Below are 15,632 nucleotides of genomic sequence, written 5' to 3'. Positions count from 1 at the left end.
ATAAAAAATAACAGCGAAAAGATGACTAAGAGAAAGCAATAATGAACAGTTCATTTCCCCTAAAAAGGCTACTGGCCAGTACAGGCCTTGTACTTGGTACACTATCAAGTGCCCACGTTAATGCCGGTACCGCTTTTGTGCATTTATTCGAGTGGAGCTGGAATGATATTGCCAGTGAGTGTGAGAACTTTCTCGGGCCTAAGGGTTTTGATGCGGTGCAAATATCTCCACCCAACGAGCATATCAGCCTGTCCACCTGGTGGGCGCGCTATCAGCCAGTGACTTATACCAACTTAACCAGTCGCAGCGGTACTGAGCAGGAACTGCAAAGCATGATCAATCGTTGTCATGCAGCAGGTGTAAAAGTCTACGCCGATGCGGTAATTAACCATACGGCGGCCTGGAATGGCGGTGGCACCGGTTGGGGAGGCACTCAGTGGACCTTGCTGGACCATCCGGAGTTTTCTGATAACGACTATCACTCCGATTGCACCATTAATAACTACAATGATGCCAATCATGTGTGGAGCTGTCGGTTGAGTGGTTTGCCAGATTTGGATACTGGCTCCAGTTATGTGCAGGGAAAACTTGCTGGTTACCTGAGTAAATTAAAAGGCATGGGAGTTGATGGCTTCCGTATTGATGCCGTCAAGCACATGTCCCCCGGTGATTTACAGGCAATTGTGAATCAGGCTGGCAACCCCTGGGTCTTTTCCGAGGTTATTGGTGCTGCCGGTGAGGCCTCAGAAATCCAGCCTTACAATTATACCTTTCTAGGCCGGGTTACTGAATTTAAATATGGCACCGATGTAGCCAGCAACTTTAACGGTCAGATTAAAAATCTTGCCACTATTGGTGAAAGCTGGGGACTGCTCTCCTCCAGTGATGCCGTTCATTTTATTGATAACCACGATCGCGAGCGGGGCCATGGTGGCGGTGGGAATCTGACTTATCACGATGGAGCCAAATATAATCTGGCCAATGTCTTTATGCTGGCTCATCCCTATGGCTACCCCAAGGTAATGTCCGGGTATAACTTTACCGATACCGACATTGGCCCTCCCAGCAGTGGCCCGAATAACTGTCAAAATGGTGCCTGGGTCTGCCAGCATCGCTGGGGCAATATCGCCAACATGGTAGGTTTTCGTAACTATACCAATGGCACTGCCATGAATAATTGGTGGGACAATGACAACAACCAGATTGCCTTTGGCCGTGGCGATAAAGGGTTTGTGGTGATCAATAATGAGGGGGGCTCTCTGAACCAGACGCTATACACCGGCATGCCTGCAGGGGATTATTGCAATGTGTTGGCGGGCGATAACGAGTGCAGTGGCGATGTGATTACTGTAGATGGTAGCGGCTATGCCACCTTTAATGTCACTGCTAACTCTGCCGCGGCAATTCATGGTGGGCAATTGGCGACGCCTTGTGACGATTGTGCTGAACCTGGTTTTCCCAGCCTTTACTTTCGCGGTACCGCCAACAACTGGGGTAGTACAGCATTCGAACAAGTGAGTGAAAATACCTGGCAATTAGTTGTGAACTTTGATGGTCAGGCGGACCAGCGCTTTAAGCTGGATATTTATGGTGATTGGACAGAGAACTACGGCGATGATGGTGCCGATGGTACTTTGGATAAGACCGGTGCAGATATTTATACTTCTGTGAGCGGTAATTACCGAATCGAAGTCAACGACCAGAGCCTGAGCTATAGCCTAACTGAAGTTTCCTCACAGCAGGCACCGGTTGCGGTTGTCACTCCCTCAGCAGTAACCGTTGCGGTCAATGAAAGTATCACGTTGGATGCCAGCGCTTCTAACGATACCGATGGCAGTGTGGTGTCTTATAGCTGGAGTAGTGGTGGCAGCAACGCTAGTACTTCCCTGAGTTTTGCCAACGCTGGAACCTATGTAGAAACCGTAACGGTAACGGATAACGATGGCCTGACTGACAGTGCCACTGCGGCCATTACTGTGACTGATCCCAGCGGAGGTTATGCACAGAACTTCGCGGCACTGCATTTTCGGGGAACGCCCAATAGCTGGGGCACCCAGGCCATGACTCTGATAGCGGATAATATCTGGCGTACTACAGTGGCATTTGATGGCAGTAGCAACCAGCGTTTTAAATTTGATGTAAGCACTAACTGGGATGAAAATTACGGGGACAACAATGCCGATGGTTCTCTGGAACAGGGTGGCGATGATATTTATACCAATGTGGCTGGTACTTATCTTGTTGAAGTGAATGATAAAACACTTAGTTATACCCTGACTTGTGTGGATTGCGGCAGTCATACCTCTAATTTTGCCTCTCTACACTTCCGTGGAACGCCAAATAACTGGGGAGCTGAGGCTATGCAGTTAGTGGCGGACAACCTTTGGGAAATTTCAGTTAACTTCGATGGTCAATCCCAGCAGCGTTTTAAGTTTGATGTGAGTGGCGATTGGAGTGAAAACTATGGTGATAGTGACTCTGATGGAACTTTGGAGCAGGGTGGTTCTGATATTTACACCTCTGTTACAGGGAACTATAAGGTGCAGATGAATGATCAGACCTTGATTTATAGTCTGGTAGCCCAGTGAATATTATCTAGTATTGATACAGAAAACCCGGCTTTGAGCCGGGTTTTCTGTAATAAAAGTTTGTATTTGCTAGTCAACTGTCAAGCTTGAAGATATGGCCTTCAAAGGGGGGAAGATTAAGTGTTATTCGCCCCTGGCCATTTTGGATAACCAGCTGTTGCTTCGCATTGCTGATCTGCCCTTCTAATGCATAGCTGCCGTCTTTCAGTTTCCACTGTTTAAGTAGCTCATTGGGGATCAGCAGTTCGAATTTGCTGGCCTCTCGATCAAAATTTGCAACGATCAAGAGTTTTTCCGTTTTATTCCAGCGCGCAAAAGAAAATTGTTTTTCCCCATAGCCGCTATCCTGTTTGCGGTTGTAGCTGTGCAAGTCCAGATAATCGCCAAGTAAGGCCGGGCTCTGCTTGGAGAAATTGAGCAGGCGCTGGTAGAAGCTGCGCAGCTCTTTTTCTTCTTTTGTCAGCAGTGCAGTGTCAAAAGCGCCCTCATTATTCCAGCGGCGCACACTGGGTACTGACCAGTAGTCGAAAATGGTGGTGCGGCTGGCTTTACCAAAGCCGGCATCTTTGTTGGCGGGTTCTCCCAACTCCTGGCCAAAGTAAACCAGGGTAGGGGCTGGAGAGAGTGCGGCGGATACCAGCATTGCAGGTTTGCCTGCCTCTGGGTTGCCAGAAAATTGTGGGCTGGCAATACGCTGCTCGTCGTGGTTTTCCATAAAGCGCAACATATGAGAGGAAATATCTACCAGGCCTGCCTGCACCTCTGCGATTTTATCTGTACTGCCCTTGTTTTCCATGACCGCGCGAATAGCGTCGTAGGTGCCGACTTTATCGTAGAGGTAATCCATTTTGCCCAGGTGCAGATAGTCCCGGTAGCGCTCCGGAGTATAGATTTCGGCAAGTAACAGTGTGTTGGGGTTGCGCATTTTGATGGAGGAATTCAGGTAGCTCCAGAATTCTACCGGCACCATACCGGCCATATCATAGCGGAATCCATCGACGCCAAAGTCCAGCCAGTAGTGGGCGATATCGCGGAATTTTTCCCAGGTGTCCGGGACTTTCTTGTCTGCCCAAAACTGGGCGTGGGCCCGGTAGTCGCGCTTGGCATATTCCTGGGGTAGCTCAGAAAAATTCTTGCTGTCATCGGGGCGAACGCCAAAATTAATTTTGACGGTTTCATACCAGTCGTGCATGGCAGGTTGTGCACTGCGCGCGCCATTACCGGTCCATTTGGCTGGACTCTCTATAAATTGCCCATCGACAAGATAATTAGCTTCGCCATTGAGTGGCTTGTAGCTGTCCTCTGCAACGGGCACGCGGAAGTCTTTGCCCACCACATAGTAGAAATTGTTATTGCGGGCGTAGGTGACCTGGGTGTTGTCGCCAGCTCCAAAATCCTGCACGCCTTGGGGTTTATCGAGAGAATGATAGGCGCGGGCTACATGGTTAGGCACTATATCGATAATCACTTTCAGGCCGGCCGCGTGGCTGCGCTCCACCAGTGCGCGGAATTCCTGTAATCGCTCTGCGGGGTGATTGGCCAGGTCTGGGTTTACGCTGTAGTAATCCTTGATGGCATAGGGAGAGCCGGCGCGGCCTTTGACCACATCTGGATCATCGTTACTAATACCGTATTCCGTATAGTCGCCAACGAGCGCGTGGTGCAGGGCGCCGGTGTACCAGATATGGGTGGCGCCCAGCGCGTGGATTTCATTCAGTGCTTTTGGGGTAAAGTCGGAGAACTTACCTACACCATTATCTTCGAGTGTGCCCCAGGGTTTGTTGGTACTGTTAGTGTTCCCAAATAAGCGCGGCAGCACTTGGTAGATAACGGCTTTTTTCTCCGCAACTTTTTCAGCGGGCTGTATTTGTTCCGGGCTGCTCTCCTGGCTGCAGCCGGCAGTGCCGAATAGAGCAGCACATAGTAGGGAAGCCGAAAGGAGTTTGGCAATAAACAGGGAATGTAACTTCTTCATTGTTTCCTGATGACTTTAAATTTTTTTGTCAGTGAACAGCGGTTTGCTGAATTATTGATTTTTGAGCATTAAATTCAGCGGTTCTTTGTGCCATTCAAATTTAACCAGCAGTTGCTGCTTGCGCTTGTTGTACCAGGCCCCACGGGGTGCCTGAGCAAAGTCTTTTTCACTGTCGAAAATAGGCAGGGATTCGCCGGTAACATCGAGCTGCGCAGGCACTTGTTGCCAGTTGTGGATTTTTAAATTGACCTTGCGGGATTCCGGCATACCGGTATAACCGTCTCCTTCTCGATTGAAGGCGAAGGTTAAACCCTGCTGTTTGTTTTCAGCTGAGAAATGCAGCTTCTCGTATTTGCCTTTTTCAAAAGCCTGCGCGGTAGCGCCATCATCTTCATAAACATAGCGCTCGGACTTTGCTGCTGATGGGTGCGCGTAGTAGTCCAGGGTCAGGTTTTTACTGGAGTAATCACGACTGCTGTGGACATCGTCAATGGTGGGAATAATGGCGCCGGCCCGCACCAGCACAGGAATAGTTTTCAGGTCCACTTCTACCTGGGCCTGATCGCCAGAATATTGTTCATCAGTCCAGTAATCGAACCAGGTGCCGCCGGGCAGTTTTACCGCGACCTCATCCACATCTTCTTCCACGACTGGGGCAATGAGGAAGTCCTGCCCCCAAAGGTAGGCATCCTTGTAGTCCAGGAGAGATAGGTCACTTTCGTTTTCGAAAAACAGCGGGCGCATCAGTGGCATGCCGGTCTGGCTGTTTTCGAAGGCGAGGGTGTAGTTGTAGGGCAGCAGGCGATAGCGCAGTTTTACATACTCGCGCAGGATATCGCGGGTGCGGCGATCGTGGAAAACCGGTTCAGAGGCAATATGCTCCTGGGCGTGCGGGCGATAAACCGGTTGGAATACGCCGTACTGTAACCAGCGGATGTAGAGTTCGCGGTCAAATTTCTCGCCGCCGGCAAAGCCTCCCAGGTCTGAATGGGTGTAGCCAAAGCCCAGCAAGCCCATACTCAGAGCCAATTCCACCTGGGGCTGTAAGCCACCCCATTCCCGAGCGACGTCGCCGGTCCAGGGGATCATGCCGTAGCGCTGGGAGCCGGCAAAACCGGCGCGCATCATAATAAAGGGGCGGCGCTCTGGATATTTTGCCGTTTGGCGTTCGTGCAGTAATTGCGCCCAGGCGTGGCCGAAGGCATTGTGGATTTCATCGGCCATACCGATTGCGTGAACGGTATCGGAGGGGTGAACTTCCGGCTCACCCAGGTCGCCCCACCAGCCGGCTACGCCCTGTTCCAATAACCCGTCGTAAATATTCCAGAACCAGTCTCGGCCATCTTCAGAGAAGACATCGATCAGCCCGGTATTGCCGAAGTAGAAATCAAAACGCTTGGGTTCTCCGGCCAGGTTTTTGGCCAGGGCATTATTCGCCACGGCTTCCTGCCAGCGTTCGGAGGTGGAGAGGACAAAAGGCTCTGTCACCAGGATGGTATTGATGCCGCGTTTTTTAAGGTCGGCCATCATCTTTTCTGGTTCGGGAAAGGCTTCCTTGTCCCAGGCAAGATTGCCCATATGACCTTTTATATCTGGGCCAAACCAGTAGAGATCCAACACCAGGGCGTCCAGGGGGAAATCTTCTTCGGCAAACTTATCCACGGTTGCGCGGACTTCAGCTTCGCTGTGATAGCCAAAGCGGGAGGCGAAGTTACCCAGGGCCCAACGGGGTGGCAGGGGCTGTTTGCCGGTGGTGGATACATAATTTTCCAGCAACTGTGGATAAGTCTCACCGGCTACCACGATGTAAGCGGTTCGCCCGGCTACGGCTTCAAATTGCAGGATATCTTCTTCGTTTGCGCCCAGATCCAGGGTGCCGGTGGCAGAGTTGTCGAACAGCAGAATGTATTTGTTGCTGGACAGTACTGCTGGCAGGGAAAAATACATCTGGTTGGATTCGGTGGTGTACCCGTAATGGGCACGGTTATACAGGGGTAGGCGTTGACCGCGACGGTCCATCCCCATAACCCGCTCTCCACCGCCCAGCAGTTTTTCCTCTGGCGATAATGCGAAGCGGAATCCGCGCATCGTCTCGGTGGCAAAGAAGCCACGCTCTTCACTCAGGATTTGTTCGCTACCGCGCAAGTACTCGATTCGGAAGGGAGATTTGTGGATGACCGCAGTAAGCGAGCCAGTACGGTAAACGAGCTTGTCCCCTTGTTGCTCCAGCGTCGCCTCGGATCGGTCGGCAGAATCGGTGGTCAACGCAAATGAGGGCAACTGCTTCAGGCCTTCGCGGCGATAGTGCACCGATAGCGCTGACGGACCAACCGGGGTGAGGGTGACCTCGCCCTCACTCGTCTGTACAGTTAGTGAGTCTTCGCTCATGGTGTGATCGTGGTAGTTGCGCTGTTCAGCGGCCAGGGATTGAGAGCTCAGGCAGAGTGTAGCTGCGAGGCACGCCAGGCGCAGGAGTGGGAGTTTTAGGGTCATCGCGCGGGACTTCAGTTGCTTGATTAGGATTCACAGTTTCGTGTTGGCCCGACGCGTACGCTGGGCCTGAGTTTATCCTAAAGCGCAGAATCTGGCCCGCATCCTCCCCGCTGGGGGGAGGATGGAGGTCTGTGGTGGGCGTGTCAGAATGGCAAAATAAGCATAACGAGAGATGCGGTGACCCTATGAGCCAATCAGAGCCCAATCCTATTCAACAGCCCCGTCTGCCCTTCTGGCAGGTATGGAATGTCAGTCTCGGCTTTCTCGGTGTGCAGTTTGGCTTTTCCCTGCAAAATGCCAATGCCAGCCGGATTCTTTCAGATCTGGGAGCGGACCTGCACTCTCTTTCCCTGTTCTGGATAGTAGCGCCGCTCATGGGACTTATTGTGCAACCTATCGTGGGCTCGGCCTCGGACCGAACCTGGAGTCGCTTCGGTCGCCGCAACCCCTTTATCCTTTTTGGTGCCATCGCCGCAGCCCTGGGGATGGCGTTTATGCCCAATGCCGGGATTGTGGTGGCGATAGTGGCCCCCATTATCTTTGGCGGCGTTATGTTGGCCCTGATGGACGCGGCCTTTAACGTGACCATGCAGCCTTTCCGCGCCCTGGTATCCGATATGGTGCCATCAGAGCAGCGCACCCTGGGTTACTCGATACAGTCTTTGCTGATTAACATTGGCGCCATCTTCGGCTCCATGTTGCCATTTATTCTGACCAATGTGATTGGTCTGGAAAATACTGCCCGTGCGGGAGAGGTGGCGCCCTCCGTTATATGGGCTTTCTATATCGGCGCCACAGTGCTGCTGGGTAGTGTGTTGTGGACTGTGCTGCGCACCAAGGAGTATCCGCCGGAGCAGTACAATGCCTATAAAGGTCTCGACTCCGCGCAACTGGAGCGGGAGAGACAGCAAAAAGCCCCACTGGCAAAGCGCTTGATCGGTTTTTTCCAGCTGCTAATTAAAATGCCGCGCACCATGCGCCAGCTGGCCCTGGTGCAATTCTTCTCCTGGTTTGCCCTGTTTATTATGTGGGTTTACACAACGCCCGCGATCACTCAGCACGTTTGGGGAGTGGAAGCCAAGTGGTTTGATCCCGCCTATCTGGAAAGCGTCAAAGAAATTCCCGCGCATATCGCTGCCGCCAAGGGTGCTGCCGGTGACTGGGTAGGAATTATTTTTGCTGCTTACTCCCTGTTTGCAGCGACCTTCTCTATTGTCCTGGCCCGTTTGTCTCAGGTGCTGGGGCGTAAGCTCACTTATTCTCTATCGCTGGCATTGGGCGGTTTGGGATACATCAGCTTCCTGTTCTTCCAGGGGGGGGAGCCCACACAGGTGAATCTGTTGATTACAGAAGTTTCCGTACCCAGTGGAGCCCTGGGATTATTGCTACCGATGGTGGGTGTGGGCATTGCCTGGGCCGCTATTCTGGCGATGCCCTATGCGATCCTCTCCGACTCGCTGCCGGCGGATAAGACTGGTGTTTATATGGGGATTTTTAATTTCACTATCGCAGCCCCGCAGATTGTTTCCGCCCTGGTAGCTGGCTTGATATTGAAAACAGTTTTCGAAAACCAGGCAATTTACATCATTGTTTTGGCGGGGGTGTGTATGTTGCTTGGCGCTATATCGGTGGCGCTGGTGAGGGAGAGTTCAGAACCCGAGCCCGCATTAAAGGCAACTACTACAGCTTGATAAAAAGTTGTAAAAGATCGTTAGAAAAGCCCCTATTTGGGGCTTTTTTATTGCCGGGATTCCAGGTTTTTCTAAATTTTTCGCATTTATGGGGCTGCAGAGTTTTATGGCTGTATTTTGACAGTCTGGTGTGAGCGTACCTAGACTGGGCGGATCTCACCGGAAATGAATTAAATTATGTCGATATTCCCTGCTATTGATCAGGCATTAGAGGCCTTTGCCAGTTTTGTCTGGGGTCCCCCTTTATTAGTGCTACTCGTTGGTGGCGGCCTCGCGCTATTAATCTATTCTCGTGGCCGTCCCTACCGCCATCTTGGGCACAGTATTGGGCTTTTAAGTGGCCGATATGATGACCCCAATGACCCTGGCCAGGTGAATCACAGCCAAGCGCTATCCACAGCGCTTTCGGGAACCCTGGGACTTGGCAATATTTCCGGGGTTGCCATCGCAATTACGATTGGTGGGCCTGGGGCGATTTTCTGGATGTGGGTAACCGCCCTGGTGGGGGTGGCTACCAAGTTCTATACAGCGACGCTGGCGGTGATGTTTCGCGGTCGCGATGCCTCCGGGGAACTGCAAGGTGGCCCCATGTATGTTATTCGCGAGGGGTTGGGCCAGCGTTGGATGCCGCTGGCAGTACTGTTTGCCGTGGCGGGACTCTGCGGTATGTTGCCGGTGTTTCAGTCCAATCAAACCACGCAGCTACTGCGCGAGTCTTTTGCTGAGCCCTTGGGTTGGGTAGCACCCGGAGGTTCACTCACTTTTGATTTTGTTATTGGCTTATTAATTGCTGTTGCATCGGCCTACGTTATTGCCGGGCGTATCCAGCGTATCGGTAAATTCTCCGCAAGAGTAGTGCCGGGCATGGTGCTGCTTTATTTGGGCATGACCCTTGTGGTAATTGCCAGCTTCTGGGAGCAGGTACCGGCAGCATTTGCGCTAATTTTCTCCGATGCTTTCAGCGGTCAAGCTATTGCTGGAGGTACTCTGGGTTCGGTAATCACAGTAGGGGTGAGCCGGGGCGCATTTTCTAATGAGGCGGGTATAGGCACAGAGTCTTTAGCCCATGGTGCAGCGAAAACCCGTGAGCCCGTTCGAGAAGGCGTGGTTGCCATGCTGGGCCCCATTGTAGACACACTGGTTATCTGCACTTGCACTGCCCTGGTGATACTACTGACTGGCGCTTGGCAGCAGGAAGGGGATATTGCCGGCGTTACCCTGACTGCACAGGCATTTTCTCAGGTATTTGGGCAGTTTGGTCCAATTTTGCTACTGCTAATGGTCCTACCACTGGCTTTTAGCACCATCGTCACCTGCTGGTATTACGGTATGAAGTGCTATGTTTTTCTTTTTGGCGGCCGCTGGCAGGGCCTTTATACCGGGCTCTATATGATACTGATTGTATTGGGTGCGGTGGCTTCTCTGAGCGCGGTCAACAGCATTATTATTGGCATGTACGCCGTAATGGCTGTGCCCACTATGGTTTCCACATTACTGCTGGCACGGCATGTAAACCGTGCAGCGCATGCGTATTTCACCCGTATGGAAGTCGCAAAGCGGGAGGGGGCAGAGGCCTCTCAATAGCAGATGTTTTTCCAGGCAAAGAAAAAGGCGGACTTAATAGTCCGCCTTTTTTATGGTGCCTTTTCACAAGTGTCTAGATTTTACCTAAGGCACAACAGATACCTTTGTGCCGACTCTGGCGTGGCGGTAGAAAATCTTCGCCATATGCCAGGGGATGCGGATACAGCCATGGGAGGCCGGGTAACCGGGTACATAACCGGCATGCATGGTGACTGGGCCATTAATCCGCATCATGTAATCCATTGAGGCTCCGCGGAAGCGAGACCCGGCAGGCTTGCGATGGCGGCGTACATCCACATTACTGCGCAGTACTTGGCCACGAGAGCTTATATAGTGACCGTACAGGTTGGAGCGGTGGCTGTATTTCTTCTGTGAAATACGAAAGTTACCAGTAGGAGTTCGATGGCCTGGTTTACCGGTAGAGACCGGGGACATGCCGGCGAGACGTCCTCCCTTATAGAAGTAGGCCATCTGGTCACTTAAGTCGATCACAATACGCGGTGTACCTTGTACATGGCCTTTAAACCACATATGCCGGCTATTTTGTGGTTGAGCTTGTTGGTATCTGCCATATCGAGAATATGCCCTTTGGTTCCTGCTGTATCGAGAGTAGCTCCTTTGATTCCTATTGTATCGGGAGTGTCCCCTATACTCTCTCCGGTACCTGTAATCTCTGCTATATCTGGAGTGCCGGTCATAATGCCCTCCATGCCCCTGATGAGCGACATACCTTGAGCCCTGGCGGGAATAGGGATTGGAATAATCCGCAGCATAGGCCAGGGGGGCCAATATTGCCGATCCAACAACCATTAGCGCAGCGGCGAACGAAGCGTTTTTACGTAGAGCTCCTTGTACTTTTTGTAGGGATGATTTCTGTCGTTTAGGTATAGTTTGATGGTTTTGCAGCGAAGGTCGGTTATGCATTACACACCTCTCTATTGCCAGTGGGCCGTGTAAACAACCATGGATTTAGAGCCTAACCATTGCCTGCCAGGGTGCGATATCCCTAGCACCCAATCAGGAGCACGGCGCAGGTCAGAGATTTCCCCAAAGCAGCTCCCCGTATACTCGGCCTCAGCTGCGGGATGGGTTAGCACAAGTTTTCACCAATGCAGGTCCAAGGGATGGTAAGGTCCGTGTCTTGGGCCAGTCACATCAAAAAGGAATAAGTGAATTGCTGGTTATTAATCTCACAGACATTTGCAAGAATGGTTTGCGAAGGGATTGATAGGCGTTAGAGCTCCAATCTGAGGAATTATCTTAAAGAGACTTCTTTAGCGGGGTCTTTAGCCGATAAAGTACCAGCGGATTTGCCACATTAGTGAACTATTCACTAGCGGGATCAGGGGTTAATTTATGGAGCGTTTATTTTCCTACGGCACTCTTCAGCAAGAGAATGTACAACTGGAGACTTTTGGCCGTAAGTTACAAGGATCTGAGGATACTTTAATTGGTTACCAGCTTTCTGAAATAAGAATTATAGATCCACAAGTTGTGCAAACTAGCGGCAAGGAGTTTCACCCCATACTGAAGTACACAGGGCGTTCTTTTGATACGGTTGAGGGTACAGTTTTTGAAATCTCTGCCGAAGAGCTTGCTCAGTCTGATGCCTATGAAGTGGATGCCTATCAGCGGGTTGCCGCCAAATTGAAATCTGGTATAGAAGCCTGGATTTATGCTGAGGCAAACTAAAGACGTCATTTACTAAGGTAGTTAAGCTTTTATTAGAGGGCATAGGGAGGTGTTTCACAGGGGGGGATGGCCGAGGGGATGCGGATACTGCAGATCAGACCAGGTTTTTCTCGATTTCTCTGTGAATCAATAGATATGAAACAATATTTCGATAAAGGCAAGAAGGGCCTGGTTGACCTTTCCCGTAAAGTGCCAGCTGAAATCACCGGCAGTTTAAAAGTTTTTCAAGAAGTAGTTGCCGGACTGCCAATATTTTCTTCTGCGGAGCGCAGTGAGAATTTTGTGCAGAGATACGATGAAAAGCACTACTTTGTGATTCCCTATAAGCTCTCACAAACTGGCTTTACTCTGCACACAATGCGTTGTTTGCCTGATGATGCCCCAGAGGTAAATGATCTACCCAAACGCCGAATATTTCACTTTCCCAACTCCCATTATGAGGGGAGTTTACGTAAATTTATGGTGGAGAGCGCCGTAGAGTTATCCTTGGAAAGGGGAAATTCTGGAAAGAGTTCTCTCGAAAGACTGGCGGATGATATCGACAAACTCGATAGAAAATTGACCGTTGGTATACTGTTAGTTGGGGGTGTTGCCGCAGTGTTTAATCCCTTGATCGGTGCCGGGCTGGCAGCCAAGGCGGTGCTGCCCGGTATGAGTGGCCTGGTCAATAAATTCGGCTTGCGCCCAGCCGGGGAAAAGCTATCGGAATTACAAGGTAAAAAAATACTCCGTCAAGCTGAGGAAGATGTCGCCAAGCAATTTTCCGAATCGAATACCCTCAAGGTGATCAATCCGATTCTACAAGAATTGGAATTAGCGCTGAGAACCACTGAAGCCCAGCACGACCCATTGACCGATCCCAATTTAGCCGATGGCTCAATCCCTGAGCTAAATAGCCAACACTGGCGCGAGTTGACCGAGCGAGCAGTTTATCATGTATATAAGGGTGTGTATCGAGATAAGAAACTGGCCAAAAAGGCTCAATTGGGGCCGGAGGACTTGCGTTGGTTTGAGGTATTGTTTTCTGGAATAAAGTAGCTTTAGAATTTTTAAGAGAGAAATTCAGCAGCCAATATGGCTGCTGAAAAAGTAAGAGCGGTCTTTAGAAATTGTAAGTCAGTCCCAGGGAGGAGAGGCTGGGTTTTTGCTCATCCATTTCGAAAATAGTGTGTTCCAGGCTTAGGCTCCAGTTGTTGTAGTTCCAACCAGCGGAAACACCATAATAGAGGTCGCTACCATCAGTAGACTCACTATTAGCTAAACTTTCATTATAAGAAATATCATCAAAGACTTGAGAGAAGTCATCATTCCATTCATATTTTGCATTGAAATTTCCCTTTCTTTTTAATTCTGCATCCCATGTTTGATATCCAGCACGAATGCCAGCATAAAAATTTTTACTGACATCGGTGGAGAGGAACATGCCCAGCATTTTAGTTTGGGCGTTAAGTACGGCCTTATAGCTATAGTCGTAATAGTAAGTTCCGTTCATGTCAGGAATTACATCATTATCACTTTTCTTAGCTTCAGCCTCGCCTAAGTCTGCATAGCCGCCTTCGATGGCAAGAAAATTATTGAAGCGGTATCCCAGTGTTAAAGACCAGCCGTTAGGATCTGAGAGTTTTGTTCCGAACAGCTCCTGAGCTTCTTGTGAAGAAACATCTGTATCTACCTTTCCATAAGATGACTTAAGGTAGAAGCTGTTTTCCATTGCCATAGTATTGGATGCGGAAAGAGCGATAACGGAGCTGAGAATAAATCTTTTCAAAGGATATCCTTACATCAATATAAAAGATCACCTACCTGGATAAGTCGGCAGCGGTGAGTATTTTGTGGTGATGAATTGGCAGAGAGGTGAAGTATCAAATTCTGTAATGCATTTTTTGAAGTTTGGTAAATGCGTACCAGTTATCAATTTTGGCGCATAGTGCAGCATTAGGTGCGCTTAGTCAATAATTATCCATTACTATCGATTACAGTCTCTTGAAAAGTCAATTTCTCTGTAAACCAGGAGGCAATGGTTGCGTTAAACAGTTGTATTCATAACAAACTGTGAGACCCTCTATGAGTAAATATATTAGGTTGGCTGTTTTTCAATCAGTATTCTTACTGTTTTTAACAGGTATTGTCCCTAAGGTTTTTGCGCAGGAAGATGATGCTGTTCAATTAGTACTCAGCGCTCACCCAGAGAACCATCTGATGGTGAATGCCAGCGTGATTACTGCGGAAGCGGCGAGAGTGGCAATAAGGTTTAAATCTGCAGATACCAGCCGAAGACGTACAGCTTATAGTGAGCCAGGCACAGACCACGAAGTAACTGTCGTCGGCCTGCGCGCTGATACTACCTATCGATTTACTGCGGTTGCACTTTTAGATAGTGGTGAGGTTGTTCACAGTGAAATCGTAGAGTTTAAAACCGGGTCGGTGCCTGAGGGGGCCCCCGCTGTTGAGCTTTTGAAGAAAACGGTTAAGTCCGAGGGGGGCATCACTATCTTCGCGCCATCAGCGGAGAGGGATAGTACTTTCTGGGGATTTGATGAAGAGGGAGAGGTTGTTTGGTATCTGCACGGTGATGTCCCATTAACTGGTGCCCCAGTAGCGAGAAACCTACAGGATGGGCGTTTACTTTTATTACTCAGTGGGGAGGCCCGAGTAATCTCCTTCTCCGGAGAGGTGTTGTCCTCTTTCGAATTGCCGAGTTATCACCACGATGTCCATTTGCTGGAGAATGGCAATCTGTTGGTGTTAACCAATGAAACGGGCCAGTTTGGTGAGCATTTTTTACAAGGAGATGCCATTTTGGAAATCGATACTGAAGGGAACACAGTTTGGCGATGGTCAGCATTTGATCACTTGGATACCAGCCGTTTCCCCGGTGCTTTGGCCAGTAGGGTTTTGGATAACGGAGCCCTTGACTGGAGCCACTCTAATGCACTGCATTATGTTCCTCAGGATAATTCCATTTTACTTTCTAGCCGCTCTCAGAGCTGGGTGGTCAGTATTGATCATCAGTCTGGTGCGGTAAATTGGATAATGGGGAGGGATTCAGATATTGAGAGCGATTTGAAGGATAAATTCTTTACACTACATACTGGTTCCTGGATGGCTTCGCAGCATGCGCCAATGTTGACAAGTAATCATGAAATTCTGATTTACGATAACAGAAATGAAGCTGAGTTGAGTGGCAATATCTACAATAGCCGTGCAGTAAAGTTTCTGCTCAATACATCGACAATGAGTGCTGAGCAAACCTGGGAATACATAGCGCCCAAGTATACTCAATCATTGGGTGATGTTGATGAGCTTGCCGGTGGAAATATATTACTATGTGCCGGTGGCCCATCGGATATCAGTACGGGGAGTGATCGCAATGCTTACTTGATAGAGGTAACATCGACTAGCCCAGCGGAAACTGCGTGGGAATTAAAAGTGTACGATAGCACGATTTACCGAGCAGAGCGTGTTAGTTGGTCGGAAATGTTGACCACCAATCCTGTTTTTGATTTTCCTGAGTAATGACACAAGCGTTTGGGGGGAGTGGTCCTTATAGTTTTTTAATTCAGTGGGAATAGATTTTTTTTCACTGCTGATGAAACATTATAAATGTAC

Annotated in this window: 11 protein-coding genes; 6 read left to right on the top strand and 5 right to left on the bottom strand. The window is 49.9% G+C overall.

The window, feature by feature from the left end:
* The first annotated feature begins 41 nt into the window (after positions 1-41).
* Positions 42-2,588: an alpha amylase C-terminal domain-containing protein gene (locus tag ACJJJA_RS20795; protein WP_444903274.1), complete on the top strand. Its 2,547-nt coding sequence runs from the start codon at positions 42-44 to the stop codon at positions 2,586-2,588.
* A 73-nt stretch (positions 2,589-2,661) separates the two neighbouring features.
* On the opposite strand, the gene ACJJJA_RS20790 is transcribed toward ACJJJA_RS20795, so the two are convergent.
* Together ACJJJA_RS20790 and ACJJJA_RS20785 are read right to left on the bottom strand one after the other, a co-directional pair.
* The gene (locus ACJJJA_RS20790; protein WP_444903273.1) at positions 2,662-4,563 is read right to left on the bottom strand and encodes an alpha-amylase family protein; all 1,902 of its coding nucleotides are present in this window, start codon (positions 4,561-4,563) and stop codon (positions 2,662-2,664) included.
* Positions 4,564-4,614: 51 nt separating this feature from the next.
* Positions 4,615-7,056, bottom strand: a complete 2,442-nt coding sequence (locus tag ACJJJA_RS20785) for a glycoside hydrolase family 31 protein (RefSeq protein WP_444903272.1) — start codon at positions 7,054-7,056, stop codon at positions 4,615-4,617.
* A 185-nt stretch (positions 7,057-7,241) separates the two neighbouring features.
* On the opposite strand from ACJJJA_RS20785, the gene ACJJJA_RS20780 reads away from it, so the two are divergent.
* Both ACJJJA_RS20780 and ACJJJA_RS20775 read left to right on the top strand, forming a co-directional pair.
* Positions 7,242-8,747, top strand: coding sequence for an MFS transporter (locus tag ACJJJA_RS20780; RefSeq protein ID WP_444903271.1), 1,506 nt, complete (start codon positions 7,242-7,244; stop codon positions 8,745-8,747).
* 177 nt (positions 8,748-8,924) lie between these two features.
* Positions 8,925-10,331 (top strand): alanine/glycine:cation symporter family protein, encoded by a 1,407-nt coding sequence (locus tag ACJJJA_RS20775; protein ID WP_444903270.1) that lies wholly within the window; start codon positions 8,925-8,927, stop codon positions 10,329-10,331.
* Positions 10,332-10,415: 84 nt separating this feature from the next.
* Here ACJJJA_RS20775 and ACJJJA_RS20770 read toward each other — a convergent pair whose 3' ends face one another.
* Positions 10,416-10,823: a L,D-transpeptidase family protein gene (locus tag ACJJJA_RS20770; protein WP_252083479.1), complete on the bottom strand. Its 408-nt coding sequence runs from the start codon at positions 10,821-10,823 to the stop codon at positions 10,416-10,418.
* Positions 10,820-11,059, bottom strand: a complete 240-nt coding sequence (locus ACJJJA_RS20765; RefSeq protein WP_444903269.1) for a hypothetical protein — start codon at positions 11,057-11,059, stop codon at positions 10,820-10,822. The genes ACJJJA_RS20770 and ACJJJA_RS20765 overlap by 4 nt, the downstream gene beginning before the upstream one ends.
* Positions 11,060-11,687: 628 nt before the next feature.
* Here ACJJJA_RS20765 and ACJJJA_RS20760 point away from each other — a divergent pair.
* Positions 11,688-12,023 carry a gamma-glutamylcyclotransferase family protein gene (locus ACJJJA_RS20760; protein ID WP_444887328.1) on the top strand — a complete coding sequence of 112 codons (336 nt, stop codon included), beginning with the start codon at positions 11,688-11,690 and terminating at the stop codon, positions 12,021-12,023.
* A 135-nt stretch (positions 12,024-12,158) separates the two neighbouring features.
* Positions 12,159-13,061 (top strand): hypothetical protein, encoded by a 903-nt coding sequence (locus ACJJJA_RS20755; protein WP_444903268.1) that lies wholly within the window; start codon positions 12,159-12,161, stop codon positions 13,059-13,061.
* A 64-nt stretch (positions 13,062-13,125) separates the two neighbouring features.
* Here the strand turns inward: ACJJJA_RS20755 and ACJJJA_RS20750 are convergent, their stop codons facing one another.
* Entirely contained in the window at positions 13,126-13,791 is a 666-nt protein-coding gene (locus ACJJJA_RS20750; RefSeq protein ID WP_444903267.1) for an outer membrane beta-barrel protein, read from the bottom strand.
* A gap of 296 nt (positions 13,792-14,087) precedes the next feature.
* Here ACJJJA_RS20750 and ACJJJA_RS20745 point away from each other — a divergent pair, with 296 nt between their 5' ends.
* The gene (locus ACJJJA_RS20745) at positions 14,088-15,539 is read left to right on the top strand and encodes an aryl-sulfate sulfotransferase (protein ID WP_444887320.1); all 1,452 of its coding nucleotides are present in this window, start codon (positions 14,088-14,090) and stop codon (positions 15,537-15,539) included.
* Positions 15,540-15,632 lie beyond the last annotated feature (93 nt).

The sequence above is a fragment of the Microbulbifer mixtoriginis (SeqCode) genome, from assembly GCF_052466865.1.
Note: the sequence above shows the minus strand (reverse complement) of the source record. Positions and strands in the feature narration are given on the sequence as shown.

Bases quoted from the DNA above. Each gene is read 5' to 3' on its own strand.
- ACJJJA_RS20785 (WP_444903272.1), bottom strand. From the start codon at position 7,056: ATGACCCTAAAACTCCCACTCCTGCGCCTGGCGTGCCTCGCAGCTACA.
- ACJJJA_RS20755 (WP_444903268.1), top strand. From the start codon at position 12,159: ATGAAACAATATTTCGATAAAGGCAAGAAGGGCCTGGTTGACCTTTCC.
- ACJJJA_RS20795 (WP_444903274.1), top strand. From the start codon at position 42: ATGAACAGTTCATTTCCCCTAAAAAGGCTACTGGCCAGTACAGGCCTT.
- ACJJJA_RS20745 (WP_444887320.1), top strand. From the start codon at position 14,088: ATGAGTAAATATATTAGGTTGGCTGTTTTTCAATCAGTATTCTTACTG.
- ACJJJA_RS20775 (WP_444903270.1), top strand. From the start codon at position 8,925: ATGTCGATATTCCCTGCTATTGATCAGGCATTAGAGGCCTTTGCCAGT.
- ACJJJA_RS20765 (WP_444903269.1), bottom strand. From the start codon at position 11,059: ATGTCGCTCATCAGGGGCATGGAGGGCATTATGACCGGCACTCCAGAT.
- ACJJJA_RS20760 (WP_444887328.1), top strand. From the start codon at position 11,688: ATGGAGCGTTTATTTTCCTACGGCACTCTTCAGCAAGAGAATGTACAA.
- ACJJJA_RS20780 (WP_444903271.1), top strand. From the start codon at position 7,242: ATGAGCCAATCAGAGCCCAATCCTATTCAACAGCCCCGTCTGCCCTTC.
- ACJJJA_RS20790 (WP_444903273.1), bottom strand. From the start codon at position 4,563: ATGAAGAAGTTACATTCCCTGTTTATTGCCAAACTCCTTTCGGCTTCC.